General features: G+C 52.9%; 38 protein-coding genes. 29 read left to right on the top strand and 9 right to left on the bottom strand.

What is annotated here, in order from left to right; all coding sequences use genetic code 11:
* Positions 1-24 precede the first annotated feature (24 nt).
* The 11 genes from KB213_RS08320 to KB213_RS08270 are packed head-to-tail and all read left to right on the top strand — an operon-like array spanning position 25 to position 9,399.
* Positions 25-1,323, top strand: a complete 1,299-nt coding sequence (locus tag KB213_RS08320; protein ID WP_211682122.1) for a P22 phage major capsid protein family protein — start codon at positions 25-27, stop codon at positions 1,321-1,323.
* Complete coding sequence (locus KB213_RS08315; protein WP_211682120.1) at positions 1,323-1,508, top strand: hypothetical protein; 186 nt, start codon at positions 1,323-1,325, stop codon at positions 1,506-1,508. Before KB213_RS08320 ends, KB213_RS08315 begins: the two co-directional genes overlap by 1 nt.
* Complete coding sequence (locus tag KB213_RS08310; protein WP_211682118.1) at positions 1,492-2,340, top strand: hypothetical protein; 849 nt, start codon at positions 1,492-1,494, stop codon at positions 2,338-2,340. Before KB213_RS08315 ends, KB213_RS08310 begins: the two co-directional genes overlap by 17 nt.
* Positions 2,341-2,349: 9 nt before the next feature.
* Positions 2,350-3,804, top strand: a complete 1,455-nt coding sequence (locus KB213_RS08305; RefSeq protein ID WP_211682116.1) for a hypothetical protein — start codon at positions 2,350-2,352, stop codon at positions 3,802-3,804.
* Positions 3,801-4,199: a hypothetical protein gene (locus KB213_RS08300; RefSeq protein ID WP_211682114.1), complete on the top strand. Its 399-nt coding sequence runs from the start codon at positions 3,801-3,803 to the stop codon at positions 4,197-4,199. Before KB213_RS08305 ends, KB213_RS08300 begins: the two co-directional genes overlap by 4 nt.
* Positions 4,199-4,516 carry a hypothetical protein gene (locus tag KB213_RS08295; RefSeq protein WP_211682112.1) on the top strand — a complete coding sequence of 106 codons (318 nt, stop codon included), beginning with the start codon at positions 4,199-4,201 and terminating at the stop codon, positions 4,514-4,516. Before KB213_RS08300 ends, KB213_RS08295 begins: the two co-directional genes overlap by 1 nt.
* Positions 4,513-4,944, top strand: a complete 432-nt coding sequence (locus KB213_RS08290) for a DUF2824 family protein (RefSeq protein WP_211682110.1) — start codon at positions 4,513-4,515, stop codon at positions 4,942-4,944. The genes KB213_RS08295 and KB213_RS08290 overlap by 4 nt, the downstream gene beginning before the upstream one ends.
* A complete protein-coding gene (locus tag KB213_RS08285) occupies positions 4,941-5,573 on the top strand; it encodes a hypothetical protein (protein ID WP_211682108.1) in 633 nt (210 codons plus the stop codon). Before KB213_RS08290 ends, KB213_RS08285 begins: the two co-directional genes overlap by 4 nt.
* 1 nt (position 5,574) lies before the next feature.
* Complete coding sequence (locus tag KB213_RS08280; RefSeq protein WP_211682106.1) at positions 5,575-7,113, top strand: hypothetical protein; 1,539 nt, start codon at positions 5,575-5,577, stop codon at positions 7,111-7,113.
* Positions 7,103-7,579: a lytic transglycosylase domain-containing protein gene (locus KB213_RS08275; protein ID WP_211682105.1), complete on the top strand. Its 477-nt coding sequence runs from the start codon at positions 7,103-7,105 to the stop codon at positions 7,577-7,579. Before KB213_RS08280 ends, KB213_RS08275 begins: the two co-directional genes overlap by 11 nt.
* The gene (locus KB213_RS08270; protein WP_211682103.1) at positions 7,567-9,399 is read left to right on the top strand and encodes a hypothetical protein; all 1,833 of its coding nucleotides are present in this window, start codon (positions 7,567-7,569) and stop codon (positions 9,397-9,399) included. Before KB213_RS08275 ends, KB213_RS08270 begins: the two co-directional genes overlap by 13 nt.
* On the opposite strand, the gene KB213_RS08265 is transcribed toward KB213_RS08270, so the two are convergent.
* The 5 genes from KB213_RS08265 to KB213_RS08245 form a co-directional block, all read right to left on the bottom strand.
* Positions 9,368-9,778, bottom strand: coding sequence for a hypothetical protein (locus tag KB213_RS08265; RefSeq protein ID WP_211682101.1), 411 nt, complete (start codon positions 9,776-9,778; stop codon positions 9,368-9,370). The two genes, KB213_RS08270 and KB213_RS08265, sit on opposite strands and share 32 nt — an antisense overlap.
* Positions 9,775-10,290, bottom strand: coding sequence for a hypothetical protein (locus tag KB213_RS08260; RefSeq protein ID WP_211682099.1), 516 nt, complete (start codon positions 10,288-10,290; stop codon positions 9,775-9,777). Before KB213_RS08260 ends, KB213_RS08265 begins: the two co-directional genes overlap by 4 nt.
* A 173-nt stretch (positions 10,291-10,463) precedes the next feature.
* On the bottom strand, positions 10,464-10,907 hold the full coding sequence (locus KB213_RS08255; RefSeq protein WP_211682097.1) for an aspartyl protease family protein: 444 nt from the start codon (positions 10,905-10,907) through the stop codon (positions 10,464-10,466).
* The gene (locus KB213_RS08250; protein WP_211682095.1) at positions 10,904-11,152 is read right to left on the bottom strand and encodes a hypothetical protein; all 249 of its coding nucleotides are present in this window, start codon (positions 11,150-11,152) and stop codon (positions 10,904-10,906) included. The genes KB213_RS08255 and KB213_RS08250 overlap by 4 nt, the downstream gene beginning before the upstream one ends.
* Positions 11,153-11,249: 97 nt before the next feature.
* A complete protein-coding gene (locus KB213_RS08245) occupies positions 11,250-11,657 on the bottom strand; it encodes an Arc family DNA-binding protein (RefSeq protein WP_211682093.1) in 408 nt (135 codons plus the stop codon).
* A gap of 198 nt (positions 11,658-11,855) precedes the next feature.
* On the opposite strand from KB213_RS08245, the gene KB213_RS08240 reads away from it, so the two are divergent.
* From KB213_RS08240 to KB213_RS08230, 3 genes are read left to right on the top strand one after another with little or no spacing between them, the layout of a single operon-like run.
* A complete protein-coding gene (locus KB213_RS08240) occupies positions 11,856-12,044 on the top strand; it encodes a hypothetical protein (protein ID WP_211682091.1) in 189 nt (62 codons plus the stop codon).
* Between the two features lie 20 nt (positions 12,045-12,064).
* The gene (locus tag KB213_RS08235) at positions 12,065-12,922 is read left to right on the top strand and encodes a phage antirepressor KilAC domain-containing protein (protein ID WP_346266693.1); all 858 of its coding nucleotides are present in this window, start codon (positions 12,065-12,067) and stop codon (positions 12,920-12,922) included.
* A complete protein-coding gene (locus KB213_RS08230; protein ID WP_211682089.1) occupies positions 12,919-13,254 on the top strand; it encodes a hypothetical protein in 336 nt (111 codons plus the stop codon). Before KB213_RS08235 ends, KB213_RS08230 begins: the two co-directional genes overlap by 4 nt.
* Positions 13,255-13,426: 172 nt before the next feature.
* Here the strand turns inward: KB213_RS08230 and KB213_RS08225 are convergent, their stop codons facing one another.
* Both KB213_RS08225 and KB213_RS08220 read right to left on the bottom strand, forming a co-directional pair.
* Positions 13,427-13,897, bottom strand: a complete 471-nt coding sequence (locus KB213_RS08225; protein WP_211682087.1) for a hypothetical protein — start codon at positions 13,895-13,897, stop codon at positions 13,427-13,429.
* On the bottom strand, positions 13,882-14,307 hold the full coding sequence (locus KB213_RS08220) for a hypothetical protein (protein WP_211682085.1): 426 nt from the start codon (positions 14,305-14,307) through the stop codon (positions 13,882-13,884). The genes KB213_RS08225 and KB213_RS08220 overlap by 16 nt, the downstream gene beginning before the upstream one ends.
* Before the next feature lie 293 nt (positions 14,308-14,600).
* Between KB213_RS08220 and KB213_RS08215 the strand changes: the two genes are divergently transcribed.
* Together KB213_RS08215 and KB213_RS08210 are read left to right on the top strand one after the other, a co-directional pair.
* On the top strand, positions 14,601-15,077 hold the full coding sequence (locus tag KB213_RS08215; protein WP_211682083.1) for a Panacea domain-containing protein: 477 nt from the start codon (positions 14,601-14,603) through the stop codon (positions 15,075-15,077).
* On the top strand, positions 15,067-15,498 hold the full coding sequence (locus KB213_RS08210; RefSeq protein WP_211682081.1) for a hypothetical protein: 432 nt from the start codon (positions 15,067-15,069) through the stop codon (positions 15,496-15,498). Before KB213_RS08215 ends, KB213_RS08210 begins: the two co-directional genes overlap by 11 nt.
* A gap of 128 nt (positions 15,499-15,626) precedes the next feature.
* On the opposite strand, the gene KB213_RS08205 is transcribed toward KB213_RS08210, so the two are convergent.
* Together KB213_RS08205 and KB213_RS08200 are read right to left on the bottom strand one after the other, a co-directional pair.
* A complete protein-coding gene (locus KB213_RS08205) occupies positions 15,627-16,019 on the bottom strand; it encodes a helix-turn-helix domain-containing protein (protein ID WP_211682079.1) in 393 nt (130 codons plus the stop codon).
* Positions 16,019-16,312 carry a type II toxin-antitoxin system HigB family toxin gene (locus KB213_RS08200; protein WP_211682077.1) on the bottom strand — a complete coding sequence of 98 codons (294 nt, stop codon included), beginning with the start codon at positions 16,310-16,312 and terminating at the stop codon, positions 16,019-16,021. Before KB213_RS08200 ends, KB213_RS08205 begins: the two co-directional genes overlap by 1 nt.
* Before the next feature lie 182 nt (positions 16,313-16,494).
* Between KB213_RS08200 and KB213_RS08195 the strand changes: the two genes are divergently transcribed.
* From KB213_RS08195 to KB213_RS08135, 13 genes are read left to right on the top strand one after another with little or no spacing between them, the layout of a single operon-like run.
* Entirely contained in the window at positions 16,495-17,163 is a 669-nt protein-coding gene (locus KB213_RS08195) for a hypothetical protein (RefSeq protein WP_211682075.1), read from the top strand.
* Positions 17,160-17,432 (top strand): hypothetical protein, encoded by a 273-nt coding sequence (locus KB213_RS08190; protein WP_211682073.1) that lies wholly within the window; start codon positions 17,160-17,162, stop codon positions 17,430-17,432. Before KB213_RS08195 ends, KB213_RS08190 begins: the two co-directional genes overlap by 4 nt.
* Positions 17,429-17,908: a hypothetical protein gene (locus KB213_RS08185; protein ID WP_211682071.1), complete on the top strand. Its 480-nt coding sequence runs from the start codon at positions 17,429-17,431 to the stop codon at positions 17,906-17,908. Before KB213_RS08190 ends, KB213_RS08185 begins: the two co-directional genes overlap by 4 nt.
* Entirely contained in the window at positions 17,905-18,207 is a 303-nt protein-coding gene (locus KB213_RS08180; RefSeq protein ID WP_211682069.1) for a hypothetical protein, read from the top strand. Before KB213_RS08185 ends, KB213_RS08180 begins: the two co-directional genes overlap by 4 nt.
* A 19-nt stretch (positions 18,208-18,226) precedes the next feature.
* Positions 18,227-18,418, top strand: a complete 192-nt coding sequence (locus tag KB213_RS08175) for a hypothetical protein (protein ID WP_211682067.1) — start codon at positions 18,227-18,229, stop codon at positions 18,416-18,418.
* On the top strand, positions 18,415-18,648 hold the full coding sequence (locus tag KB213_RS08170) for a hypothetical protein (RefSeq protein ID WP_211682065.1): 234 nt from the start codon (positions 18,415-18,417) through the stop codon (positions 18,646-18,648). Before KB213_RS08175 ends, KB213_RS08170 begins: the two co-directional genes overlap by 4 nt.
* A complete protein-coding gene (locus tag KB213_RS08165) occupies positions 18,648-18,941 on the top strand; it encodes a hypothetical protein (RefSeq protein ID WP_211682063.1) in 294 nt (97 codons plus the stop codon). Before KB213_RS08170 ends, KB213_RS08165 begins: the two co-directional genes overlap by 1 nt.
* Positions 18,941-20,188: a glycoside hydrolase family protein gene (locus KB213_RS08160; RefSeq protein ID WP_211682061.1), complete on the top strand. Its 1,248-nt coding sequence runs from the start codon at positions 18,941-18,943 to the stop codon at positions 20,186-20,188. The genes KB213_RS08165 and KB213_RS08160 overlap by 1 nt, the downstream gene beginning before the upstream one ends.
* Positions 20,179-20,565, top strand: a complete 387-nt coding sequence (locus tag KB213_RS08155) for a GH32 C-terminal domain-containing protein (RefSeq protein ID WP_211682059.1) — start codon at positions 20,179-20,181, stop codon at positions 20,563-20,565. Before KB213_RS08160 ends, KB213_RS08155 begins: the two co-directional genes overlap by 10 nt.
* An 8-nt stretch (positions 20,566-20,573) precedes the next feature.
* A complete protein-coding gene (locus KB213_RS08150; RefSeq protein ID WP_211682057.1) occupies positions 20,574-21,194 on the top strand; it encodes a hypothetical protein in 621 nt (206 codons plus the stop codon).
* Positions 21,194-21,634 (top strand): hypothetical protein, encoded by a 441-nt coding sequence (locus KB213_RS08145; protein WP_211682055.1) that lies wholly within the window; start codon positions 21,194-21,196, stop codon positions 21,632-21,634. The genes KB213_RS08150 and KB213_RS08145 overlap by 1 nt, the downstream gene beginning before the upstream one ends.
* The gene (locus tag KB213_RS08140) at positions 21,631-21,852 is read left to right on the top strand and encodes a hypothetical protein (protein ID WP_211682053.1); all 222 of its coding nucleotides are present in this window, start codon (positions 21,631-21,633) and stop codon (positions 21,850-21,852) included. The genes KB213_RS08145 and KB213_RS08140 overlap by 4 nt, the downstream gene beginning before the upstream one ends.
* Positions 21,849-24,179, top strand: coding sequence for a hypothetical protein (locus KB213_RS08135; protein WP_211682051.1), 2,331 nt, complete (start codon positions 21,849-21,851; stop codon positions 24,177-24,179). The genes KB213_RS08140 and KB213_RS08135 overlap by 4 nt, the downstream gene beginning before the upstream one ends.
* Positions 24,180-24,246: the final 67 nt, after the last annotated feature.

Here is a 24,246-nt window from a genome sequence, read left to right as displayed (position 1 = left end):
GCGCATCTTCTGTGAGCCGAAACCGTGGCATCGAATAACCTGATTAACAACCAAATGATTACGAAAATGGCGCTTGCCATCCGTCGTAACCAGAACTCCCTCGTGCAGAACGTTGACCGTTCGTATCAGAGCCAGTTTGCCAATTCTGGCGGCAAGATTGGTGATACGGTCAATATCCGCCTGCCGAACGACAACGTGGCTATCCAAGGCCCTGTCGTGAACCCGCAGGCAATGACCGAACGCTCCATCCCGCTGACGATCAATGAGCGTTGGAACACGTCCCTCTCCTTCACGACGCAGGATCGGACCCTGAAGGTCGATCAGTTTGCAGAGCGTTATGTTGCGCCATCTGTGAACGTGCTGGTGGGTGCTTTGGCAGCAGACCTTATCGGTCTGTCGTTGCAGTTCTCTAACCTCGTGCGCAATGTCGACGAGAACGGCAATACGCTGGTGCCATCCTCCAGCACATGGCTGCGGGCAAACGCTATTTTGTCTGAGTGTAATGCTGAGCCTGCCAACCGCTTTGCATGTTTGGACCCGCTCTCTGAGGCTGACACTGTTGCAGGCCTCATGGGGATGTTCAACCCTGCGGGCGAGATTGGTGAGCAGAACCGCTCTGGCCGCATGGGATCGCGCCTTTTGGGTGTTCAAGGCTGGATGCAGGACAACACGGTCATCATCCACCCAACTGGCAGCTATGACGGCAAAGCAACAGCGACGGGTGCTGTGAACTCCTTCACGCCGAATGGTCAGGTTGTGCCCTCGACCAATATTAGCGCGATGACCAGCCCGCATATGTCGATGATCTCGACAGGGGCGATCAACGGTGGCCTGAACGCAGGTGATATCATCACCATTAGCGGTGTGAACCGCGTGAACCGCATCACGAAGAAGTCACGCGCAATCCCGATGCAATTCGTGGTGGCACAGGATTGTGCATCGGGTTCAACAACCATTCCGGTTATGCCGGCGCTTATACCGCCGAATGCGGATGGCTCCCCTGCCCTTTATCAGACGGTTGATTCTGCACCACAGGCTGGCGCGACCATTAATCTGATCGGCAAGCAGGGTGAAGTGACGCGCCGCAACTTCCTGTACCACAAGAAAGCCATGACGCTGGCAACGGTTGATCTGGAGCAGGTTACGGGCGCAACCATCGAGTGCGGCCGTGATAACCTCGACGGTATCAGCCTGCGTACGCTGACCTATTATGACGGGCCAGTGGACGTCCGTGGCACGCGTATGGACTTGCTGTATGGCAAAGCCATGTTGCGCCCTGACTGGGGTGTTGTTGTTCCGTCTCCAACGGATGACGGCTTCTAATGCGCCCGTACCCGCGCACCCTGGTTGTGCCGAATGGGCATGAGACAATCACCGTTCACAACGCTGAGCAGGAAGCGCGGGTACGCGCACGTTTACAGGGGTATTCTGAGCCGCAGAGTAAAGATGCCCCTCCCAAGCCTGTCATGAGACGCAAAGGACGCGCAGCGAATGTCCGGAAGTCTTAACGGAACACCCGGGGCGCAAGGCTACCTTGTCTCTGATCTCATCAATATGGCGCTCCTACAGATCGGAGTAGGCGCCATGGGCACGACTGCAAATGCGCCGGATATAGCCTCAGGTGTCATGCATTTGAACATGATGCTGGCCCAGTGGCAGCGGAAACGGTGGCTTGTTCCTAACCTGATAGACAGGGCATTTTTGAGCACGGGAAAGAGTGTTTACATGATTGGCCCTGGCGGGGATCTCGATGTCCCCGTTCGCCCCACTCAGATCAGTGCTGTGTATGCGCGGCTTTTAAACGGCGCCCCACCCTCAACATTGGGGGATTTCTTACAGGCAGACTTTGTCCCGTCTGACTTTGACACGGGCAATAATGGCCTCGACAGTGGTGCTCAACCTATCGATTACACACTGACGCGCATAGAAGCCTATGAGGACTATGCATCACTGAGCCTGAAAGCCCTTCGGACATGGCCTTCATATTGCCATTATAACCCAGCCTTTCCACTTGGTGAGTTCCGGCCATGGCCTATTCCGGCTGGTGGGATATGGGAGTTTCATCTACTTTTTGCTGAGCAACTGCCCGCTACGTTACAGGCAACAGATACGCTTAATCTGCCCCCTGAATACTGGGATGCCCTGATGTGGTCCTTGGCAGCGCGTCTTGCGCCATCCTATGGGCAACAGCCCGACCAGACCGTTTTGGCGGCGATGAAGTCCGCCCTCTCTACCTTGCGTAGTGCTGATACGCAGATACCCATCTTGCAAATGCCCTCAGCTTTAAATTCTGCGCCTTGTGGCTTCTATTGGCCCGGCCTCACCAAATCATCTGTTTAAGGGGGCTTCATGGCGCTTCAACGTATTGCTCTGACCGGTGGCTCTTACGATGCCCGTGCCACCTCTGTTGCGGCGCAGCGGTGCCTAAACCTTTACGGTGAGCCCATCCCACAAGGCGATGGAGAGCCGATACAATTTGCGTATTATCCTGCACCCGGTTTGGGGAGCTTTGCTCAACTTTCCGGAACGATCCGCTGTCTATATCAGACGACACAAGGTCAGCTTATTGCTGTTGCGGGCTCACTTGTTGTCACTCTCTCCGCGACGGATCAAGTCACAGCAATTGGGAGTATTTCAGCAGGCGCAACACCTGTCCGCATGTCTGATAATGGCACATGCCTGTTCATCGTGGATGGGACAAATGGCTGGTATTGCGCCATGCCTCAAAAGCTCGAGGGCGCGTATGGCCGTATTACCCAGTTGTCAGACCCAGCATGGTATGGCTCACCAGTCATTGATATTCTTGATACGTTCTTTTTGTTTATTAATGCTGGAACGGCCAACTGGTTTACATCACCCGCACAATTTGCTGACGAAAAAACAACACCTTTTGATAGTCTCTACGTTGCCTCTGATAGTACCAGTCTAAGCACTATCATGAGCCTCTGCGTCGTCGGGCAAACCATCTGGCTGTTTGGACGCTGGCAAACAGAACTCTGGTACGATAGCGGTGCAGCTGATTTCCCGTTTCAGCGCACGGCAAGCATCACCATTGAGAGTGGCGCGGTCAGTCCGTACGCTGTGGCGCGTATTCCCACGACAGGCACGACGCCCAATGGCGGGGTCATGTGGTTAGGACAGGACCGCAGCGGGACAGCGCGTGTCTATCTCGGCCAACTCCAGCAGGCTGCCCCCGTCTCGACCTTCCCGGTGGAAGGAGCGTTGCAAGATATGGGGGATTTGTCTCACGCCGTTGCCAGTGTTTACCAGCAAGAAGGGCATGTCTTTTTCGTGCTCACGATACCTGGGCAATCATCCACATGGGTGTACGATCTCTCCTCTAATCTCTGGCATGAGCGATGCAGCCTCGATGCTGACGGCAATGAGAGCCAGTATCGCCCGTATTGCTGGGCAGCGGCCTATGGCAAAGTTTTTGCAGGCGATTACGAAAATGGCATAATTTACCAAGTCGATCTCAATATCCCGACAGACAATGGCCAGCCGATAAAGCGCCAACGCTCATTCCCGCACCTTCTGACCAATGGGGCGCGGGCGATACACCGTCAATTCATGCTCGATATGCAAAATGGCAATGGCCAAACGGTTAGTGTGGATTGGAGCGATGATCGTGGGGCTTCATTTTGCTCCCCTCAAGCGTTGGCACTGGGTACAACGGGTAATGTGTGGCCGTCCCTGTGGCGGCTAGGGCTGGCGCGTGATCGTGTTTATCGGGTCACATGGACTGCCAGTGGCGGCACTGCGCTGATAGGTGCCTTTCTCTCTGTGGAGCCCGTAGGATCATGAGCGGGCCGCGTGACCTCAACTCTCCGTTGCCCATACAACTCTGCAATACGGATGGAACACTGACAGCAGGTGGGCAGGCGTTCATCCGTAGGCTGTGGGAGCGCACCGGATTTGCTCCCGGCATTGATACTGCGTGGATTGCCAAGGAAGCGGATCAAGCACTTCTTTGCGCAACGCAAGCACAGATGGATGCGGCCTCTGCTTTGCGTGAGGCACACGCCGCGCTCGACTTGGCAGCGCAGACGCTCATAGAGGCGCAATCTATACGAGCAGAGGCACTAAAAGCTTTGGAAATCGCCCAAGATTGCGCTATTCTCGGCGCTACGGCGAGCGGAAACGCGCAGGCGGCTCAATCTTCTGATGAGAGCATGATTTTTGCAATCATGACCCGTTGATGGCCGTTATCTCCAAAGCATTACAACCTGGTGTTATTTTAACGTCTACTGCACAGCCTGTCTTCACAGCAGGCGTTGGTACAAGCATTGTCTCTGGCGGTGTGCTCGCGAACCAAACCAGTGCAGCCGTAACGTTCACGCTTCAGGTCCAGCGTTCTGGCGGACAAGCAATAGACCTTGTTCCACAGCGTGTCGTTCAAGCAAATGGCACCGATCTCCTGCCTGAAATCAGAGGCCTTGTTCTCAATGCTGGTGATGCCATCCTTGCATCCGGCAATAGCCTTGCACTCATCCTCAATGGATACGCAATGTCATGATAATGTGTGCTCCTCCCCTACCGCAGGCATCATGGAACAATATCGACGCGATTAACCGCGTTATTACGCATGCTGAAGTCTACGGGGAACATGCGCGCATCGTTGATGTGCAAGATCGCCTCGTCATAGCATTGCCCGGAATTGTCGTAGGCTTCCGCGAAGTGCAGCCACGTATTCATGAATGTCACCAAGCTGTTATCCCTGCAATGCGCGGCAAAAAAGCCCTCTCTCTGATGCGTCAAATCCGAGATTGGTGGTGGGAAGTTCAGCCATCTGATCTCTTAGTGGGAACGGTCCCTGAGAATAAGCGGCAGGCCCGATTTGTCATGCATGCCCTTGGTTTTACTCGATGGGGGGAAGTGGATGCCCCATGTCCAGACGGCATTAACCGTCGCCACACAACATATGGAATGGAGCGGCCAAAATGAGTGATATGTTTGGTATTGGCCAAGGCGTTCAAGCAGCGACGACAGCCGCCACAACGGCTGCACAAATGGCTCTAACCCAAAGCGCTATGCATAAGGCCAACCAGACAGGCCAAGAAGTAGCGTCCAATATATCCCAATCTGGGCAGCAAGCGAATGCGCTGCTCGGCAATTATGCAACTGCGGGCAATAATGCGATCAATGCTCTCAATGGTGGCCTGACGCAGAATTTCCTTGAGAATACGCCCGGTTATAAATGGAACCTGAACCAAGGCGAACAAGCAGCAACAAATAGTGCCGCAGCGCGCGGATTAGCGAATAGTGGTGCAGCCTTGAAAGGTGCATCCACCTATGCTTCCGGCCTTGCCGATAGCACGTATCAAAACCAGTTCAGTGACACGAATGCGCTAGCAAATTATGGTTATAATGCACTAGCAACTCAGGGACAAAATGATATCAACAGCGCGTCACTTGCAGGCCAAGCAAGAATGGCCGGTGTTGGCGCTCAAATGGCTGGCACGCAAGCATCCGCAAATGCCTTAACCAATGGTCTTACCAATCTTGGGAACCAAGCTGGCGGCCTTGCGACCAACTACCTGAACTACAAAACATTGTTAAACGGAGGGAGCTAAGGTGAGTGGCCCCTTTGACATGAATGCGAATGCTTTGCTTGGTATTGGACAAGGCACCGTTCGCCCCACTGATCCATCAGAACAAATTTCACGCGCTATAGGCATTCGTAACGCCCTGCTCGGCAATCAAATCCAGCAGAGTGAGTATGATGCACGAAAAGCCAGAGGCAAAGCTTATGCTGACAACTACAATCCTCTAACAGGAAAGTATAATATCCCGGCTGTGCAAGCAGAAATGGGGTCAACCGAAGCAGGGCAATACGGCCTTCCTGAAGCTGTCACGACCCTCGGAAGCCAAAAAGCACAGCAGATCGGCAATGACAGCGCCCAGCTTGCCCTCAATCAACGCCGTGCTGGCATGATCGCAGGTATTGCAGCGCCATACCTTAGAAAAGAGGGGTTAACCAAAGACGACCTCGCGCCCGCATATGGAACCGCCGTCGCGCATGGCCTGATGTCTCTGGATCAGGCACAGCAAAGCTACGCCTCTCTTCCAGAAGGCGGAGACGAATTAAAGCAGCAAGTCCGCAGCCTAACTGATGCATCTATAGGGCCAGAACACGCCTACAACGATGCCTATGGCTCCATGCAGCTTGTAGATGTTGGCGGCCATCTTCAGTGGCAGAATGTTGGCTCTCCTGCCAGCGGACAAGGCGGCGTCAGTACAGGGGCGCCGATAGGGAAAACGCTATCTCCGAGCGAGGCGACTACACCGCTGCCCTACAATGACCTTGCGGGTAATCCGAAGATTGCAACGCGTGCTGACGTGGTACGGGCAAACGGACAGGGACAATATCTGGACGCGACAAGCAAGCCCACCGTTCCGCTCAGCGTAATGGGTGACGGGTCGTATCCTGCACAGCCCAGATCAGCGAATGGCGCGCAGCCGGGTGGTTTTTCGGCAGGCCCAGCTCCAGGGCAGGTTGACGCTCAGATAGCGACAGCAAAGGCTGGAGCAGAAGGCGCTAACGCACTCATGCAGGCTGCGTCAGGCCGCAACGAACGCATGGCTATGCTCGGGAACATGCAGACGGATCTAAACGGCTTTACGCCGGGGCCTGGTAGAGCGAAGATCCGAAGCATAGAGGCATTTGCCAACAGTTGGGGTGTTCCATTTGGGGCTGACGAGGTGCAGTCGGCCCAAAGCTTTGATAAATGGGCGCAGAATGTTGCCAATGCGCAGGCGTCTGTTTTGGGGCATTCTGATGCGCGGCTTGCGGCGGCGGAACATGCCATGCCTAACAGCAAGATGCAGTCCGGCACGATTAGCCTTATGCTTCATCAATTAACTGGCAACGAAGACGCCATCAATGCGAAGGCGAACGCTTGGAAAGCTTCAGGGCTTCAACCCGCGCAGTATCAGACTTGGGAGCAGAATTTTAATCAGAATTTCAACCCACGCGCCTTTCAGCTCCTGAGAATGACACCCGCCGAGCGGGAAACAGCTTTCAAGGAGATGCGCGCCAGCGGCCAGTTGGAGGATTTCAAGAAGACCTATAACAGTATGGCCGCAGCCGGGTTGGTGCCGAGTGGGCGCTGATGTAGAGCGGCATTACGAGAATGCGGGACGCTACTGGAATGTTAATCCCGCCATTCTGCGTGCCGTGCATCAGGTCGAAGACCCGCAGGATGATCCGAAGGCTCAATCTCCTGCGGGTGCTGTTGGGCATATGCAGTTCATGCCGGATACAGCGCGGCGGCTGAGTATCGACCCGACTGACCCGGTGCAAAGCATCTATGGAGCGGCTCGTCTTCTTCGCGAAAATCTAGACCGATACGGAAACGTTCCAGATGCCTTGCGCGCGTACAATGCAGGCACTGACCGAACACATTGGGGGAACCCCGAGACCATGGCTTACCCGCAAAAAGTTGCTGACCACTACGCACATCCCTCCCCGCAAGATAATTCCTTTGGTGGGCAAGAAGCCTCGCCAGCACCCAAGACGGACGGCGACGCGTTCGGAGCAGTGTTCGGTGTAGGCGCTCAGGAGCAGTGTTCGGTGTAGGCGCTCAGGAGCAGGCCACCCCGAAGGCGGGTGATCCCTTCAATTCTGTTTTTGGACATGAGGCAGAGACGACACTTCCTGCTCAGGCCCACGCACATCAGGGAACGTGGCTCGGCAATCTTGCGCAATTTGCAAGAGATGCAGATGAGAGCGCGGGCGCTGAACTAGTGAAAGCTGGCGCAAATATCGTGGACGGGATCACCCTTCATCATTTGCGCGGGACAGATTATGACCCTGTTGCCTACAAAAAATCCGTGGACAAAATCGTAGCATCGCGTGCGGGAGACTGGGGAAACGGAGTAGCGAAGCTTGGGGGACAGCTTCTTGGAGATGCGGGCGTTGCTTACACAGTCGGTCGCATCATGCCGTCTCTTGGAGGCGGGCTCGCAGCTAATGCTCTTACTCAAGGCCTTCAGGGCGCAACCACCGCATCCCTTGTGGATCAGAACCCCCTGCTTGGCGGCGTTCTCGGGGCTGCCTCTGCGCCTGCCGGGGCGGTAGCATCGCGCGCGGTTAAGGCACTCAGAAAAGAAACACCTGCTATGGCAGGCGGATCAAACGGCACCGCAGACGGTGCAAGTCTCTCGGACGCAGCACCAGAGACTGTCACGAGCCAGTCACCGGAACAACCGCCTGAACCAACTTTGCCGCAATCAAAACCACCTCCTGAAGCGATCAAGCTGGGCTTACTTACCGGGCCCAAACAGGCGGATAAGCTGGCGGCCCGAGTATGGAATGATTATCAGCAAGGCGGCCCGGTTACGCTGATTGACTCGAAAATTCCGGGCGTTCGTCTGACGGCTTCGCAAGCCACTGGTAATGCTGGATTGGCACTGCTTGAGCGTGTCAGGCGCGCTGCCAACCCGAACAAATTTACTGACATTGACGTTCAAAATTCAGTAGCCAGAAATGCCTATGCCCAGAAGATTATCGGCACGGATGACCAGCTTGAAGCTGCAGAAGCCGCGCGGACAACATTGGAAGCGCAGCACCGGGATGCAGCTTTTGCTGAACAGGTGCCTGTCGATGTGCTGCCAATCCGCCAGCATCTTGCGCGTCTGATTGATGACAATCGGGGACGCGAAACGGTCCAGCAGCCGCTGATAAATGTTCTTCGACAACTCAATAACGTTGCCGAGGAAGACGGGACCGCCATGCCAGACAAACTCTGGAATGTGCGGAAGTATTTGGGCGATATGGTATCGCCACGAGCACAAGGCACGGCAAACGATGGGCAGGCAGCAGCCTCACAGCTTCTTGCCCTGAAGCCTACCCTCACGGATCAGATCGACGCAGGCGCTCCAGGCTTCAAGACTTACCTTCAGCACTACGAGGAAATGTCACGGCCTATCGACGCCATGCGCTATCTTCAAGGTCGCAAACTTACGGATGCTCAGGGCAATGTCCAGCTTGGCAAGCTTGATAGTTTTCTAAACGCGATCAAACAGGAACAGAGGAAATCAGGTGCCCGACTTGCTGACAGTGTGACGGACGAACAGTTCAAGGCGCTGACTGATTTGCGGGACGACATGCGGCTTCACTCCCGTATTGATCTTGGTAAAGCGCGCGGTTCGGATACCAATGTTAATCTGATGACCAGCGGGAAGGTTGCAAAAATGGCACAAGGTGTTGCACCGAAAGTAGCAGCAATGGGGGCCGGATATCTGGAGGGCGGAGCGCTTGGCGGCTTGCTGGCAAACGGTGCGGCTGGCTTGGTCGAACGTCGCATGATGGGGCGCATGGCTAACACTGAAAAAGCCACGCTGGATTATCTTGATAACGCCCTAGTTAATCCACGTCTGTTAAACGGAGGCCGTTGAGGGCGCGGTCCATGCGCGCAGCACGGCGGCGATGAATGATGTATGGAGTGAAGGCCAATAAGGTACCTGCGACTGCTATTAGCGTGAAAACAGGCAACGAATTGTCAGGTGCGGGGTCTTTACCGTCGAAAGAAAGCGTTTGCATCAGGCTTCCTTTAACAGTTTTCACGTAATCACATGGCATTATCGCTCCCGAGGGACACATTCCTTGCAAAGCAAGGTAAGCGCGATGGGGAGCATTGCTATCAAACACATATGATGAATGCATTGTGAAAATGAACGCTAATAATAATAAACAAATAAAAGCTGCAGCCCAAAGCTGCCCCTTCAGCCAAAAGAAGAGCCATGCCGCAGCTATCGCAAGATAAAGGATGATCATGCCGCTGACCTCTGCTTCCACTCTGGCACTGTCACGCCTAGCTGCGTTGTGCGTACACGGCCACCTTCGTCTGCATGTCGATAGGAGAGTGTGAGCACAACGATATTGCGTTCGAACAGCTTCTTACGGGTCATTTCAAAGACGGGTGATTGCGCGTTCTCTGGCAGGCAGTAGAGCGTGTATTCGCGCCTACCCGGTGCAGAGCAGCGATCCGCAGGGTTCTGTGCGGGAGTTTCTTTACCGTCGAGTTCTTCATTTATCAGTGCATGACTGATAAGAGCGGGGCGTTTCCCGTCTTCATAGATATGAAGCGCCAGTTCTGTGATGTCCGCAACGAATGTCACGCCTGAAGGATGCGACACATCGAAGCGTACGATCTCTACCGGGTCATCCGATTGATTGATGAGATCAAAGGAAAGCTTCAATACGGGCGGTGCTTTGGTACCGCCAAGCGGCTCCCACTCAGCGCGGGAGTAACACTTTGGCAAACGGCGATCTGAGAAGATTTTCATCACCCTCTCTCGTACCACAGGCGATATGTATTTCAGAAGGAAAATTGCGACTGTTGAAAGTGAATGATGGAGCATCCCTCACCGTCTCAGAGTAGAAAGAGTCGAGTCAATCTCTACTGTCGGTGGGACCGCCGTAGGGAGCTGGATGAGAGGTTCGAGGGGGGAATGAACGCTTAAAACGATAGAAAATACATATTTTCACGACCATTATAGAACATATGCGCATAGGACAGCACGTCTCTCCCCAGAAGCCCGTCGATCCCCTGTGCAGCAAAATCATTACTCGTGACGGACAAAGTTGGCAGACTGTTTACATCCGAAGGTGATAAACCCTGAAAAGTCATTGCGACATCGTAAGTCGGCACTGGCTGTGGGGTAGTACCAGTTGATGGGGTGAGGACATTCATAACGCCTGTAGGACTAAGCCCCAAAGAAGATGCTATGTTTGTGCAAATGCAGCTTTTTGAAGCACCGGTATCAATTAAGAGGTTTGCTATAATCGGGGTCGGTATAGGCTTTTCTGCTCTTACGAGAGCTTCTGCTCGTGCGTGGCTGACGCCAATAGTAACGCGCAGCAATGGACCAACTTGCGTAACTGTATTGGAAAAGTGCGTCATACAAAAGAAAGGCTACGCGTATAGTGAGTTACCGCGGGGGAGAGCGTGACCTGCTTTACGAGAAATGGCTCTAGTCCGTACTCTTTATATGCAGCAGAAAGTGCATCTTCGTAGTCGTTAAAGAAACCTAAAATATTGCTTCCGCGCAGGACCGCATATTTCCCTTGCTTATCTTTTAGCGGCAAGACCTTTTCCTCGAACGTTTTAAGTTCCTGTGCAAGCGGTAGCATTTGTTGGTCAGACATAATTGAACCTCAATAAGGGGCAACCTTACGAGTACATTAAGTTACGGCGCAAAGTCACTCCAAAAACCCCTCAGAGCCCCGAGATTCGAGTCAATCTTTAGCTATGAGATGCCCTGTACTCCGGGTCAATCGTCCAGAGTTCTTTATCCAAAGCAGCGCGTTCGTTTTCCAGTTCGGTCAGGCGCCTGATAATGGTGCTTTTCATAATATCTGGCAGCCCCGACAGCCCTTCAGATAGGGCAGACCATTCTTCCATCACGATACTCATACGGCGTTTGGCATTATCAACCTGTTCTTTGTGAGAAAGCCGTGGTTGCTCCAGCATGTCTCGCATCGGCCATGCGGGGTCCTTTTGCCATAGAGCATCCTGATTCAGGCTTGCAACCAAGCGTGCAGATATCTCTGCATTCATTGAGCGCGAATTTTTGGCCGCAGACTCCCTCATCGCTTGAAATACTTCAGCATCAATTCGGATGGTAATGGAGCGCGTAGGTGAATCTGACATTCCGAGAAATTAGCGCGAGTGCAAAAAAAAGTCTTGCACTCAACGGTTAAGGGGAGAGCATGAGCCACCGAGATTACATGGTCCACGTTCGAATGGAGCCAAAGATGCGTCAATGGTTACGCGAGCGTGCATGGGCCGACCAAACCACAATGACGAATCTTGTCGTCAACCTGATCAACAAGGAAATGGAGAAAGACAATGGCGCGAAAGAAAACGTCATCCATCACCATCCGAATGGATAGTCCCATTCTTCATGCCCTTAAGATGAGGGCCGCTTTGAATGAACGCTCCGCAAACCGCGAGATCGTTTCTATTCTAAAGGCATTTTTGAATAACGAAAAGGCACCAGAGCCACGGTTGGGGAACCGCTCTGATGCCTCCGAGTGAACCAGCAAAGGAACACGAACGTGACGAATAACACACAAGCGATCACAGACACAAACCTTATTCCCTTCTCATTTGAAGGGGCAGAGATCCGCGTACTCGACCAGACCGGAGAGCCGTGGTGGGTTCTTACGGACGTCTGCAAAGTGCTCGATATTGCCAACGCAGGAAATGCTTCGGCGCGCCTAGATGATGACGAGAAATCCACTATCCAGATTACGGATAGTGGGAACCTAAACGCTGATCGCACCATCATCAACGAGTCCGGCCTATGGTCGCTCGTCCTGACAAGCCGCAAGCCTGCTGCCAAACGCTTCAAGAAGTGGATCACTGCCGAGGTCATCCCCTCCATTCGCAAAACTGGCGGCTACATGGTCGCGGCAAAGGAAGAGACGCCTGAAGAGTTAGCCCTTCGCGCTGTTACGGTCCTGAAGGCCACTTTGGAGCGCCAGAAAGAAGAAGCACGTGTCGAAATCGAACGTCAGAAAGCGCTAATTGATGGCTATGCCCCTAAAGCTGCGGCACTAGATCGGATCAGTGCGTCAGGCGGGGAGTTCGGCCTCACCGAAACGGCGAAAATGATTCAGGTTAAGCCCGGGAAATTCTTTGACTGGCTGGATCAGAACCGATGCCGTTATCCTCGAGGCAAATCCAAACTTGCCTATCAGGAGAGGATTGACTCCGGATATCTGAAGAACAAGGCGAACCCTTACTTCGACGCGAATGGTGAGCCGCAGGTGGGGAATACCATCAAGGTTACAGCGAAGGGACTGGCATGGTTCGCTAGAGTGGTTCCGGGAGCCGATCTGGACCCAGCCTATGCTCACCTGATCAAGGAAACCCCTGTCCCTTTCGCCAAGGTTCCGGAGGCAACGTCATGAAGGCGCTGACAAACGCGCGCCATGAGCGTGTCACTGGGGCTGTGATGGTAAACGGCGAGATGATCTGCTTCGATGCAGAGGATTATGATCTCGCCGCCGGGACACAGGCAGTCGTCATCGGTGAACGTGGCGAGATTTACGTTGCACCGATTGCGGCTGATCACCCGGAGCAGAAAGCGCGCATGGCCCGCAATCGTAGCGCGTTGGTGCCGTTCGTGTCAGGGCGCTATCCGCCCGGAACGCCGGAGCATCTACAAGTGAAGGTGCTGGGGCGTTATGTCCCGGTCGCCGCGCCTGTCAGAGCGAAAGCGCGGCATTTAGAAGCCATTTAACAACAGAAGCCGCCTCTAACAGGGCGGCTTTTCTACGCCGCAGCTATCGCAAGATAAAGGATGATCATGCCTCTATCTTACCACACGTAATTGGAAGTTTGCCAAAGTTATCTTTGCTCACCGGCTGGCGGGACAGCCGCAAGGACCGAGATGAGAGGTTCGAAGACTAGACTCAGGCTGCCAGCAGCTCTTTGACTTTTGCCTCAAAAATACGGGCGGTATCCCCAGCACGATTATTTTCATTTCTTAGGCGATAAATGACAATAGCTTCGATACCATAATCACGGACGCTATCGTCTGAAGCATGGAAGAGGTTTTTATCCCCGATCACATTAGGCACTTGCAGTCTATTTTTTAGGTCATAAAAACGACTTTCACGCGGGCTAACGAGGTGAATTTCTAGCGGCTTTATACCCTCTGGAAATTTGAGGACGCGTAAAGCATCCATCAACCTTTCGTAAACCCATTTAGGGCCTTTGCTATCAATCATTGGCGTGATGAGAAAATATCGCCAGCGCTTTGAATCAGTTGGCCGATACCAGCCTGCACCGCTCGCATTGAAGCCAATATCATCTGTTTTTTGCAGCAGATAAAAACCTGCATCACGTCGTGTCTGATCTATCGTGATTATTTCAAAAGCCATTGGACTAGCCCCATTGTATCAATGGCAGACACGGCGCTCTCTGCCAGAGCTTGTGGAAAAGCGGTAGGCACATGATAGCGCATATTTATGTCCCAGTCTTTGATAATCAACCAGGCATCGATATGAGGATCACGTGTTGCTTTAAGCAGTTCTATGTTGATGTGATTGTCTAAGCCCGCCAACTCTGTCAACGATTCAATATCATGCGTATAAAACTCACGGCGTTCGCGCCTCTCAGGCCAGCAGTTCATTCCGTGAACACGCATAATTTTGTATTTCAAAGCACATTCTGCGGCGATGCCTGCATGATGGTATGCCTGTTTCCACTTTCGCGCCGCTAGCATGATGCGCGCAGATTCGCGCTCATCTTTCGCTAGTGCTTCCCAGTCATCGGCGTATTGGGCATCCATCCCTCACCGTCTCAGAGCGGAAAGAGTCGCGTCAATCTTCTCGCTGGTGGGACCGCCGCAAGGATGCACAGTGTGGGGTAATGCTCAGTCTTTTGAAGGCGTAGACACTAATTTTGTATTGCAAAAGTACATGATTGATATCATATCGGCTAACTGATCGCATTAGGTAATGCGGCAACCACCTCATTCTACCACGCCTACCTTCTCTCACAGATGGGACAAATTTTGAGAGATTATCGCAGCGGTAGATCAAGTCGGGGCATCGGCCCAATCATAAGAGGGAGTGCAGGATAATGCCAGCACATAGCCCAATCGCCGTGGCAAACGAATTCATCAAACGCATGTCGTCGTCCGCAACCCCAAACCAGATGCAGATCCAGAAACTTGTTTATATCGCCAATGGATGGAATCTTGCCATTAACGGATGCGCGCTTGTCGACGAAAACCCAGAGGCATGGGATGGCGGTCCCGTATTTCGTAAGATATGGAATTCTATACGGGATTTTGGGTACAGCAAACAAGAAGGTCTTCTTCAAGGTGTGTTTGGCGTTCCAAAAGATCACTTTACTCCAGACGAAGAGAATATAATTGACCATGTTTGGAAGAAGTATGGAATCTTCAGTGGTTACGAACTCTCGGAGATGACGCATCGTCCAGACACGCCTTGGACAGACACATACATAAATTCTGGTCGAAATGCTAAAATTCCGCATGATCTAGTTCGCAAACACTTTATTAAACTGGCTGTGGCAGGGCGTAGTGCAGCATGATGACGCAGTCCAACTCACTGTTGGCGACCTAGATAATGCTCCCCTTTCTTGCAGTCCTCAAGCACGTGAAGCATCTCAGACTGCTCTCGGAAAGACACAGGAGGCGTTCTTTTCTGCCGCTAGAGAATCTGCAAAATACCAAGCTGAACTGGAAGAGCAAAAGCAAAAAAATAAAGCAGCTGAACATGCCAATAATGCTGTTGCTCAACTAAATTTGCTTATAACTCCAATAGCCAAAAATCTATTTAGGTTCATATGTTGCTATTGCACGGGTGTGGGGGTCATGGTTTCCGGCAACAAGTGGCTTTGTATACCCGAAGCCACGCTGAATTTTATGGTAGGAAGTACCGCAGTATCTATTTTTGGCCTTTTTGGAACGATTTTAATGAGCGTTTATGCTGGGGTAAGGCCAAAACGATAGGCGTGCCTCCAGCATTGTTCGTGCTTATCTTTCGCTAGCTCTGCCCTGTCGTTGGCGTATTAGGCGTCCATCCCTTACCCTCCCAGAGCAAAAAGAGTCGCGTCAATCCTTGTCCGAGACTAGACCTATTAAGCAGCGGCCCGAGAAGCAGCGCTCTCTACACCAACCAGCAGGTCAGCCGAGATCCCCCATGCGGCCCGAATACGTGCAATCATTGAGGTGGAAAGTGCGCGCTGCTTATTCAGCACCTCGCTTGCGCGGGATTGAGAACCAATGACGCGACCAAAGTCTGCTTGCTTTAAGTCATTCTGCTCCATGTAAAGGCGAATGACCTCGACCGGATCGGAAGCGGCGATAGGGTGATGCACGCTGTCATAAGCATTAATGAGAGCCGTCAGCACATCAAAGCGTTCCGCCTCAGGCGTCATTGGCGCGGGCTCGTTGTCGAAATACTGTTCAATCTCTTGAACGGCCCAGTCGTAATCCGCGTTAGTGCGGATCGGGCGAATATCCATCATCATCACACGGTCTCCGGGTTAATTCTGTCATAGTCTTTGTGCGTGCCAACAAACTTGATCAACACACGCTTGTGCAGGTAGGCGACGCGAACAATGAGACGGTATTTGTTGCCGCCAATATTGAAGATCACACGATTATCAGCCACAAAATCAGCACTGTTCAACTGAGCGCGTATATCGGCTGGCCCTGCCCAGTCGGCTTTACTGACGAGAGCGTACCAAGCTTTAAGCGGGCCTGCAGCTTGTGGATGCTGGGCCCAGAAGTCTCTCAAAGCTTTTAGTGCGATCACGTTCATGGGGATTGTATACATCATTCCCATTTTGGGATCAATCTATATATCCCATTTTGGGAAAATTTAGCTACAAGAACCGTTCTTTAGGACAGATTTTCCACTTGTACCGTACCCCCAACATCCGCTAAGATTCACACACGGCATGCTTCGCGCTGGCGGCACAACTCGAATACCGATTGTCGCCCATGCGCCGTATATTGTTTGCCCTTCCCTTTCTTATCCCATTCGTTGCGCATGCTCAGCAGGCTGCTAATCCTGTTGAACCCTTTCGCTATGGTATGCATGTCGGTACGGCGAAGAACCCGCTCTATGCGGCTCTGTCCTCTGTTGTGCCAACGGCGCAGGCAGATGCTGGTCAGGCTGCGGCTCCCGTTGAGTTATTCCAGTATGGCCACCGGGTAGGGACGCAATCGAACCCGCTTTACATTAATTTAGGCAATGCACTGTCAGCGTTTCTGCCAATAGCGGGTGGCGTTATGACGGGTAACTTATATGGAACCAATGCAACATTCTCTGGCTCCGTTACTGCAGGGACAGGCCTTCAGATCAGAGTTCCCAATAGCACCGTAACAGGTGGTATTTTGCCTATAGGTACCCTGGGAATGGAGTTCGTCAACTCAAACGGTGCCATCATGGATGGAACCTTTGGTTCAATCTATTCAAATTGGCTGATTGTGCCGAAGGTTTTCTCATACGCTACCCTGCCTTCTGGGGGCTCTTATGGCGCAGAGGCAACCTGCAAAGATTGTTGGAGCGCATCAAATCCCAACGGTCCATCTTCCCCTGGCATCCATGTTTACTGGTTGAATAACCAATGGGCTGATGCTTTCGGTGTGGGAGTGAAACATCCGTGAGCGATGAATTCATCACGCGTGGCGAGTTCTCGGAGCGCTTTGGCAGCCTTCAAACGAATGTGAAGGAGCTTGACCGCGATGTTACGGAAATCCGTACAACGCAGAATGCGCAGAGCGCACAGCTTGCTAAAATCCTGACAAACCAAGAGACGCAGGACCGCAAGTTAGATGCCCTTTCATCTACGCGCCATACGATCCGTTTGGTTTTGGTCCTTCTGACATCCACGGGTGCCATGCAATGGTTTGTCCATTGGGTCGGTGCACGATGATGGGCCTCGATGTGCGCCAATTGAAAGTGGATATTGTCCGCCCTGCTCTCTCCGCGCTTGGTTTATGGTCTAGTGCGGCGGAAAACTTGTTAGTTGGTACAGCGCTGGCGGAAAGTCGGGCGGTGTATGTGCGGCAAGTGGGTGGGGGCCCGGCTCTTGGGTTGTGGCAAATGGAGCCCGCAACACATGACGATTGCTGGCTGAACTTTCTGAACTTCCCGGCACAATCGCGCTTTGCGACGGCTGTGCTGGCGATGATTGCACGCGACATTAATCCAGTTGAGCAGCTGGTGTGCAATTTGCGTTATGCCTGTGCCATGGCGCGGGTGCGGTATTACCGCGCTCAAGAGCCTCTTCCGGCTGCGACCGATGCCGCGGGGCTGAGCCTGTATCACAAGCACCATTACAACACGGCGCAGGGAGCGGCTAACCCGCAAGCCAATGTCGCGTTTTTTGCGGAGGCTATTGCTGCATGAACACTGTAGCCCAGCCCCAAACCCTCCGTTCGCGCGCATTGCAATGGCTTCGACAGCCGACGACGCTGCAAGGCTTTGCGTGTCTCTTTGCGGCAGCTACTGGCGCTTACACGGGTATGAGTAAAGAAATTTACGGGCCTCTTGCCGCGGCATCGATCCCGCTTCTTTTCCCTGAAAATTCACGCCTTCAGCAAATTGGCAGCATCCTCGCTGGCGCAGCCGTTGCGGAGGCAGGTCGCCATGCTCTGACAGAGCCGACCGAACCGAAACCTTCCAGCCCAGTTTCGGGCGGGGGCTAACCGAGCAAAGGAGCTCATCATGGACCAGTCTGTTCTTACTGAAATTGAAACGCTGGCGCAGCAATTTGTCCCCACTTTAGCGGGCTATATTGCTGCTAAGGCCGATGCCAAGGCCAACAGCCCCGCTGTGAGTGCTGCTTCAGCCACGATCATCTCTGGCATTATCGCTCTCGAGAAGGCTCTCGAAGGCGAAGCTGCACCGGCTGCGTGATCCAGTATCTCTACATCGGCGGGGGCTTACTTGCCCTCGCCGCTTTGACTTGGGCGATGTGGTTTGCATATCGCTCTGGGAAAAGTGCTGCGTCTATCGCTGCCTCACAAACGAGTACTGATGCAGCAACTGTAGCAACCCGAAAAGCCGAAGCGATGGCGCAAGCTGAAGCGAATAAGCCGAGCACTGAAGATACGGTACTGATCCGGTTGGATGAAGGGACCTCGTAATGTACGAAAACGTGCTGCCACCAGGATTTACGAAGCCTGTAACGCTCGACAATCTAGCTGATGTTCTTGAAAGCCTGCAGCGGAACGAAAGCAATGCGCTTACTGTTTTGTCTCCTGTAATTGCGGCGCCATATTCCATTGTTGGAGTAACTCTAGACAATTACGACAGCACGTTTTTCCTCAATGAGAAGGCAGAACTTCTCAGCAAAGCAGTGCAGGCAACAACGCAAGCCGCTCTCATACAGCGCCTTGCCCGCCTTATCCAGCAATACGCATCACTGGGGGCTGCATAATGACGGCAATATGGCAACCCGATACGGCGCTCTCCGATATTTTACAAACGGGCTATGGGATTGCCTTTTCACGGTATCGCCCACTTGGCCATCTTACGGCGGAGCCATACCGGAATAAGATTTACAATCTGCCGTATTCCGATAGCCAACCTACGCCAGCGACGGTGTTCTCAACGCAAATCAATGCAGATCAGTATCGCCCATGGATCAATGATCCCTGCCGCATGATCTGGGATGAAACCTGTGGTTTGTGGCGCTCATGGACACTGACAAGTGACAATCCTGAACAGCCGCATCAGACGTGGATGGAGTTAGTCTCTCCCGATCTAAACACGTGGGTGGTGAACCGCACACCTTTCTATCTTGATGACCAGAAATACCCGGCGCTTTGGGGTGGAAGTGTTGTCATTGATGACAATAACACGGCAGGTTTCGGTGCTGGTGCGGTCCTCTATTACATTGCAATGCCGGGCAGTAATACGGGCGATACGCTCCAGTGCATCACGCTCTGGGTGGCACCGCAGCTCGGAATGGCCCCGGTTTTTTATAAGGTCATCATCTCAAATCCGGCCAGCTACCCCGTCAAAATGCCAGGGGCCGACTTTCGAGATCCCCGCGTATTCTGGGATACAGTTCAGGCACGCTGGGTGATGTCGGTCTGTCTGAGTTGGGGTATTGGGTTTTACACCTCGGCCGATGGACTGAATTGGACGTTCCAAAGCGCCGTCAACTTAACAGAATGGTCACAAGTCGAGACGCCAGACCTTCTCCCTATGACAGATGCGAAGGGGCAACAAAAATGGGCGCTATTTTTCTGCCTCAAGACTTGGAATGGGCAACCCTACGCTGGTGTAGGCTATCTAGTCGGGCAATGGACGGGCACAAACTTCATTCCCGATACTCCGACGCCCAAGCTGCTGAACAATGGCCATGACTATTACGCGCAGGCCATCACGCAAAAAGATGGGATAACCTATTGCTGGGGGTGGATGGGGAACTGGCTGTATAGCCAACAACTCCCGACGCAGGGTTTTGCAGGTAATTTGTCCCTCGTGACCCAGCTCACACTCGGGAACGATGCGGATGGAAGTGCACGGGTTAAAGTTGCCCTGCTAGAAGGGCAGCAAAACCACTATGCCAATTATAGTGAGTCCTGGAATACTGTCCTGTCGAGTACGTCAGCCTCCCAGACATGGAGCCCCCCGTCACGAACCCAGGTGTTTCTTGGCGTGCGGATATGGTGCTGAAACGCAATTCCCCGCACGCATGGTCGGATGAATTGCAATTCAATTTCTGCGTTGGGCCATCCAATTACAGCCGCCTGACCTTCAACCCGAATGCGGGAACGCTGACCTTATCGCGCGCTAAATCTGGGTCTGGACCTTTGGATACGACGGATGCTTTAGCGCAAGCCACTTGGGTACAAGACCGCATTGCATCTCTTCCGCCCGCGTTGATCTACAATGTGACCATCGTTTTTGATGTGTCTGTCGTGGAAATCATCGTGAATGGCACAGTCTACATGTCGTCTTTAATTTTCCCGCCAGAGAATGCCTACGGCATGAACGTGACGCATGTTGGTAATGGCGGAACGTATCTCACCTACTTCAAACTCTCCTGCTGAGGTATTCCATGGCTATTGTAACCCAAACTCCTGTTGTTGCGGGACAACCGTCCACTGCGACGATCTTGACCTTAGATCAAAGCGGCAATGTTATTCCGATCAAACTGCTGCTTCCGCCGGGTGCGCCTGCCGCCCTCCCTGAGGGATTAGCTGTTCAAAGTGACCTTGCTGAGTTCATTTCTGGAACCTTGGGAATGGGCAGCCCCGATCAAGCAGGCCTTGGCTTGCACTGGAACGGCACTTCAGATGTACCGCAAATGGTGTACGGCACACTTGCGCAACAGTATTTCTCGTCCCTGCTGGCAACGAACCAGGCTGGGATGTATCTGACGCAATCTGGAAATACAGTTGCGGAGATTGCATCAGCTGCCCCGCTGAGGATGCAATCCTTCACGGCAACCGCAGTCCAGAACGGTGACACGATTGCGTTCCCGACTGCTTTTTCGTCTGCGAACGTCCAAATCTTTATCACGCCGAAAACGCCGTCCGCATCAGGTTCATGGTCTCCACCATTGTGCGGATACACGAATGTGACGCAGTACAACTTCCAACTTGGGAGGTTATTCACAGACGGCACAGCATCCACTTCAACAGGCGATATTTCCGTCATTGCTGTAGGGCTAAAATAATGAGCCATCAAAACTACTTTGCCATTGTCCGCTCTGGCGCGAACCTCTCAACAATTGTGCCCATTGTGGGATGGGATGCCGTGGAAGCTACCGGTGATGCAACGCCATCTCTACAAACTGCCGTAGGATTTGAAGCAGTGTATCTGCCTAATATGACGGCCGGTGAGTGGCAATCTCGCGTGAATGGTAGCCAAGCGCCCATGGCGCTGTCTGGTGGAGAGGTCATTCCATATATACCTCTCTCTCCTATTGTTCCGTTGCATCAACAAGCTCAGGAGGCCCTTACCTTAATTCAGACACAGGCGACTATGGCCTATGCCATGGGCTCACCTTTTGGAACCAAGATGCAAGCCTATGTTAAAGCAGTGCAGGCTATTGCAAATGGCACCGACACAACGAGTACGGCATTGCCGAAGGCGCCGTTGAGTACGTCAGAATGATGTGGCGGTATGCTGCCATTGGTGCATTACTGGCGCTTAGTAGCTGCGCCTCTGTGCATTATGTGCCGTGCCCTACCCTCACGACTTATAGCAAAGTCGACCAAAAGGCATTGGCAGCAGAACTGCGCCTTCACCCTGCGCCGCAAACTGTACGCTGGGTTGGTGATTACATCGGGCTGCGCGATCAAGTGCGGGCATGTGCAGGAGCTATAAAATGATGAAACGATTTTTTTGCGCGACTGTGAGCACTCTATCATTGATGGGCGTTGCATTTGGTCAAACGCCTCCCAAGTTGCAGTCTAGAGTTTCCATTGATTCCTTAAGCAAGGCACTTTCGACATTTGCCAATGTGCAAAATGGCACATTAAACAATCCTCAGATAACGGGGGGCAATGTCACTCAAGCTGATGTGTCACAGTCTTTTATTGCTCCTCAAACTACAGGAGCGCAGGCTGTCTCATTGATTAGTGCAAATGGTCAGGCGATTAATCAAGAGGCTACGCGTGCGTTAGCGGCTGAGGGCAAGCTCATGCCGCAATCGTTGCTTAATGCGCCTAATGGTGTTGCGGGCCTTGATGCAAACCAGCGCATTACCTCTGACATTAACAACACGAACATCACAACAGTGGGCGCAACGGCTGGTGTTTATAGTGGCGGCAAGTCACTTATGGGCGTTGAACCGCCGTCTCCGATCATCAGCCTAGCGGCGACCCAGGACATTTACGGTCGCACACCACAACTTCCCGGCGACACGCAAGGGTTGAACTTCGAATTAGACCGCACATTACAAATCGGCGGACAGCGCACGGGTTCATGGGGTCATATTTTCACGTATGGACGCCCGTATGCCGGAGGCATGGACGGCGTTATTGACGGCGTCTTCATGAATGGTAAATCCATGGCGCAGGGGACGGGTATCTCGGCTGGTACTTGGACGGGGATGGTCGGCAATGGCCTACCACCAAGTGATCCACACTATAACGGCGGCAACCTGAATGACGATGCGGCGGCACGCGCTACAGAAACAGGGTCAACACCACCGCTCTTCATCGCCTCAAGCGCGATTAGCGATCCGGACAACAACACTCATGCGGTAACGTTTCGTGCTGACGGCGCGGACTTCTCTCCTGCGCTTCCTGCGTATTGGGGAAAACAAATCCGACCCGGCATGAATATTGCAACAAACGTCGTTGCTGCTGCTCACGTACAGGGAAATAACTGGAATGAGCCGTGGTTGTCTGATGCGTATTTCCGAAAAGCTTTCAACACATTTTTCGGCACCATCGCATCCGTAAATCAAGATGCTTTCGGGAACATCACGGGCATCAACATTGATACGGCGTGGTACCTGCCTCAGCAGACACAAGCTGGCTTCGGCACGAAAACAGGCCTCGTCCCTATGCGTGATACGTTCGACGGTAGTGCCGCAGGAACGCTGGACACGCAATTCACAAACATCAACGCTCCAGCTGTGTTCTTCGGCGTCTTTACCAAAGCCTTCCCGGAATATGAATTGTGCGCCCTAACGCGCCAACCCGGCACAGATAGCGCCAATCCATCAGGAACAATCAACAGCCTAGTGCATGAGTGCGATGACGAGCATGACTTGTGGAACTGGGACCCGCGCGACTACATGAACTCCATCCACGGCGTCACATATACTCTCAATAATGGTGGCGGTGGCAAGCTCACTCGTGACAGCTATGGTGTGGGTGTTTCAGGTGGGGGTGCGTTGCCGCTTGGCATGCGTGTATGGGGTCTTCTCTCTGGCTCAATAGCTTATCAAGCCATGTCCAACAGCAGCACACAAGCCACGAACGTCTACCAGCCTGACGCTGTAACACGCGCCATCGGTGATGAGTGGACCTCGCAAGCTTGGCAGTTCTCAAGCTCTGGTGTGTCCGGGGGAAATACATCAACACTCCGACTGGTGCAGTTCCGAGACGTGGACACGACGGGCAGTGTAACGCCTGACACGTCAACGACGAGCGTTCATCTTGCGTATAAATATGATTACAACCAAGACCCCAGAAATGACACCAACACTATCACAGGGGGGCAGTTAGTATATGACCCCGCAGGTTATCGCTATGGTGTGGGTATTGGCGCTGGTGGCTCTTACGAAAATCCCGTCTACAGCCTGATCGCCATGCCATCAGGGCCAGCAATCATGCCTCAAGGCGCTACGATGCCTTATGTTCTCGCTGATGGCATCGGGAGTAAATCAGGCAAAGGCATTACTGCAACGGACTTTTTCACGGCATCGTCCGGACTCGCTGCATCCTACGTCAAAACGAACGGTATCGCGCCAACCGATGCGAAGTTTCTGACAGTTACTGCCCCGTTACAAATTCGTGGGGGATCTACATCAGATCAACCATATAGTTTAGCAAATTTACCAAATTCTCCATCTCAAACGTCCGACGGGGCGCATGTTTGGTGTGGCGATTGTAAAACACCAAAAGGCCATACTGGTATGCCCGTTTATTGGAGGGTGTCAGAAGGCGCTTGGACTGATGCAATGGATAATCCTTTGAGTAACTAACCATCACAGCAATCAGCCTGATACTGCTACCCAATAGGTTTGACACTTACCCGATTCACCCCTTGAC

Source organism: Neokomagataea anthophila, assembly GCF_018122595.1.
GTDB lineage: Bacteria > Pseudomonadota > Alphaproteobacteria > Acetobacterales > Acetobacteraceae > Gluconobacter > Gluconobacter anthophilus.
Note: the sequence above shows the minus strand (reverse complement) of the source record. Positions and strands in the feature narration are given on the sequence as shown.

What these genes read in the sequence shown, in the direction of transcription:
- KB213_RS08315 (WP_211682120.1), top strand. Translation starts at nt 1,323, where the DNA reads ATGCGCCCGTACCCGCGCACCCTGGTTGTGCCGAATGGGCATGAGACA.
- KB213_RS08310 (WP_211682118.1), top strand. Translation starts at nt 1,492, where the DNA reads ATGTCCGGAAGTCTTAACGGAACACCCGGGGCGCAAGGCTACCTTGTC.
- KB213_RS08305 (WP_211682116.1), top strand. Translation starts at nt 2,350, where the DNA reads ATGGCGCTTCAACGTATTGCTCTGACCGGTGGCTCTTACGATGCCCGT.
- KB213_RS08300 (WP_211682114.1), top strand. Translation starts at nt 3,801, where the DNA reads ATGAGCGGGCCGCGTGACCTCAACTCTCCGTTGCCCATACAACTCTGC.
- KB213_RS08295 (WP_211682112.1), top strand. Translation starts at nt 4,199, where the DNA reads ATGGCCGTTATCTCCAAAGCATTACAACCTGGTGTTATTTTAACGTCT.
- KB213_RS08290 (WP_211682110.1), top strand. Translation starts at nt 4,513, where the DNA reads ATGATAATGTGTGCTCCTCCCCTACCGCAGGCATCATGGAACAATATC.
- KB213_RS08285 (WP_211682108.1), top strand. Translation starts at nt 4,941, where the DNA reads ATGAGTGATATGTTTGGTATTGGCCAAGGCGTTCAAGCAGCGACGACA.
- KB213_RS08265 (WP_211682101.1), bottom strand. Translation starts at nt 9,778, where the DNA reads ATGATCATCCTTTATCTTGCGATAGCTGCGGCATGGCTCTTCTTTTGG.
- KB213_RS08260 (WP_211682099.1), bottom strand. Translation starts at nt 10,290, where the DNA reads ATGAAAATCTTCTCAGATCGCCGTTTGCCAAAGTGTTACTCCCGCGCT.
- KB213_RS08255 (WP_211682097.1), bottom strand. Translation starts at nt 10,907, where the DNA reads ATGACGCACTTTTCCAATACAGTTACGCAAGTTGGTCCATTGCTGCGC.
- KB213_RS08250 (WP_211682095.1), bottom strand. Translation starts at nt 11,152, where the DNA reads ATGTCTGACCAACAAATGCTACCGCTTGCACAGGAACTTAAAACGTTC.
- KB213_RS08245 (WP_211682093.1), bottom strand. Translation starts at nt 11,657, where the DNA reads ATGTCAGATTCACCTACGCGCTCCATTACCATCCGAATTGATGCTGAA.
- KB213_RS08240 (WP_211682091.1), top strand. Translation starts at nt 11,856, where the DNA reads ATGGCGCGAAAGAAAACGTCATCCATCACCATCCGAATGGATAGTCCC.
- KB213_RS08230 (WP_211682089.1), top strand. Translation starts at nt 12,919, where the DNA reads ATGAAGGCGCTGACAAACGCGCGCCATGAGCGTGTCACTGGGGCTGTG.
- KB213_RS08225 (WP_211682087.1), bottom strand. Translation starts at nt 13,897, where the DNA reads ATGGCTTTTGAAATAATCACGATAGATCAGACACGACGTGATGCAGGT.
- KB213_RS08220 (WP_211682085.1), bottom strand. Translation starts at nt 14,307, where the DNA reads ATGGATGCCCAATACGCCGATGACTGGGAAGCACTAGCGAAAGATGAG.
- KB213_RS08215 (WP_211682083.1), top strand. Translation starts at nt 14,601, where the DNA reads ATGCCAGCACATAGCCCAATCGCCGTGGCAAACGAATTCATCAAACGC.
- KB213_RS08205 (WP_211682079.1), bottom strand. Translation starts at nt 16,019, where the DNA reads ATGATGATGGATATTCGCCCGATCCGCACTAACGCGGATTACGACTGG.
- KB213_RS08200 (WP_211682077.1), bottom strand. Translation starts at nt 16,312, where the DNA reads ATGAACGTGATCGCACTAAAAGCTTTGAGAGACTTCTGGGCCCAGCAT.
- KB213_RS08195 (WP_211682075.1), top strand. Translation starts at nt 16,495, where the DNA reads ATGCGCCGTATATTGTTTGCCCTTCCCTTTCTTATCCCATTCGTTGCG.
- KB213_RS08185 (WP_211682071.1), top strand. Translation starts at nt 17,429, where the DNA reads ATGATGGGCCTCGATGTGCGCCAATTGAAAGTGGATATTGTCCGCCCT.
- KB213_RS08180 (WP_211682069.1), top strand. Translation starts at nt 17,905, where the DNA reads ATGAACACTGTAGCCCAGCCCCAAACCCTCCGTTCGCGCGCATTGCAA.
- KB213_RS08175 (WP_211682067.1), top strand. Translation starts at nt 18,227, where the DNA reads ATGGACCAGTCTGTTCTTACTGAAATTGAAACGCTGGCGCAGCAATTT.
- KB213_RS08165 (WP_211682063.1), top strand. Translation starts at nt 18,648, where the DNA reads ATGTACGAAAACGTGCTGCCACCAGGATTTACGAAGCCTGTAACGCTC.
- KB213_RS08160 (WP_211682061.1), top strand. Translation starts at nt 18,941, where the DNA reads ATGACGGCAATATGGCAACCCGATACGGCGCTCTCCGATATTTTACAA.
- KB213_RS08155 (WP_211682059.1), top strand. Translation starts at nt 20,179, where the DNA reads ATGGTGCTGAAACGCAATTCCCCGCACGCATGGTCGGATGAATTGCAA.
- KB213_RS08150 (WP_211682057.1), top strand. Translation starts at nt 20,574, where the DNA reads ATGGCTATTGTAACCCAAACTCCTGTTGTTGCGGGACAACCGTCCACT.
- KB213_RS08145 (WP_211682055.1), top strand. Translation starts at nt 21,194, where the DNA reads ATGAGCCATCAAAACTACTTTGCCATTGTCCGCTCTGGCGCGAACCTC.
- KB213_RS08140 (WP_211682053.1), top strand. Translation starts at nt 21,631, where the DNA reads ATGATGTGGCGGTATGCTGCCATTGGTGCATTACTGGCGCTTAGTAGC.
- KB213_RS08135 (WP_211682051.1), top strand. Translation starts at nt 21,849, where the DNA reads ATGATGAAACGATTTTTTTGCGCGACTGTGAGCACTCTATCATTGATG.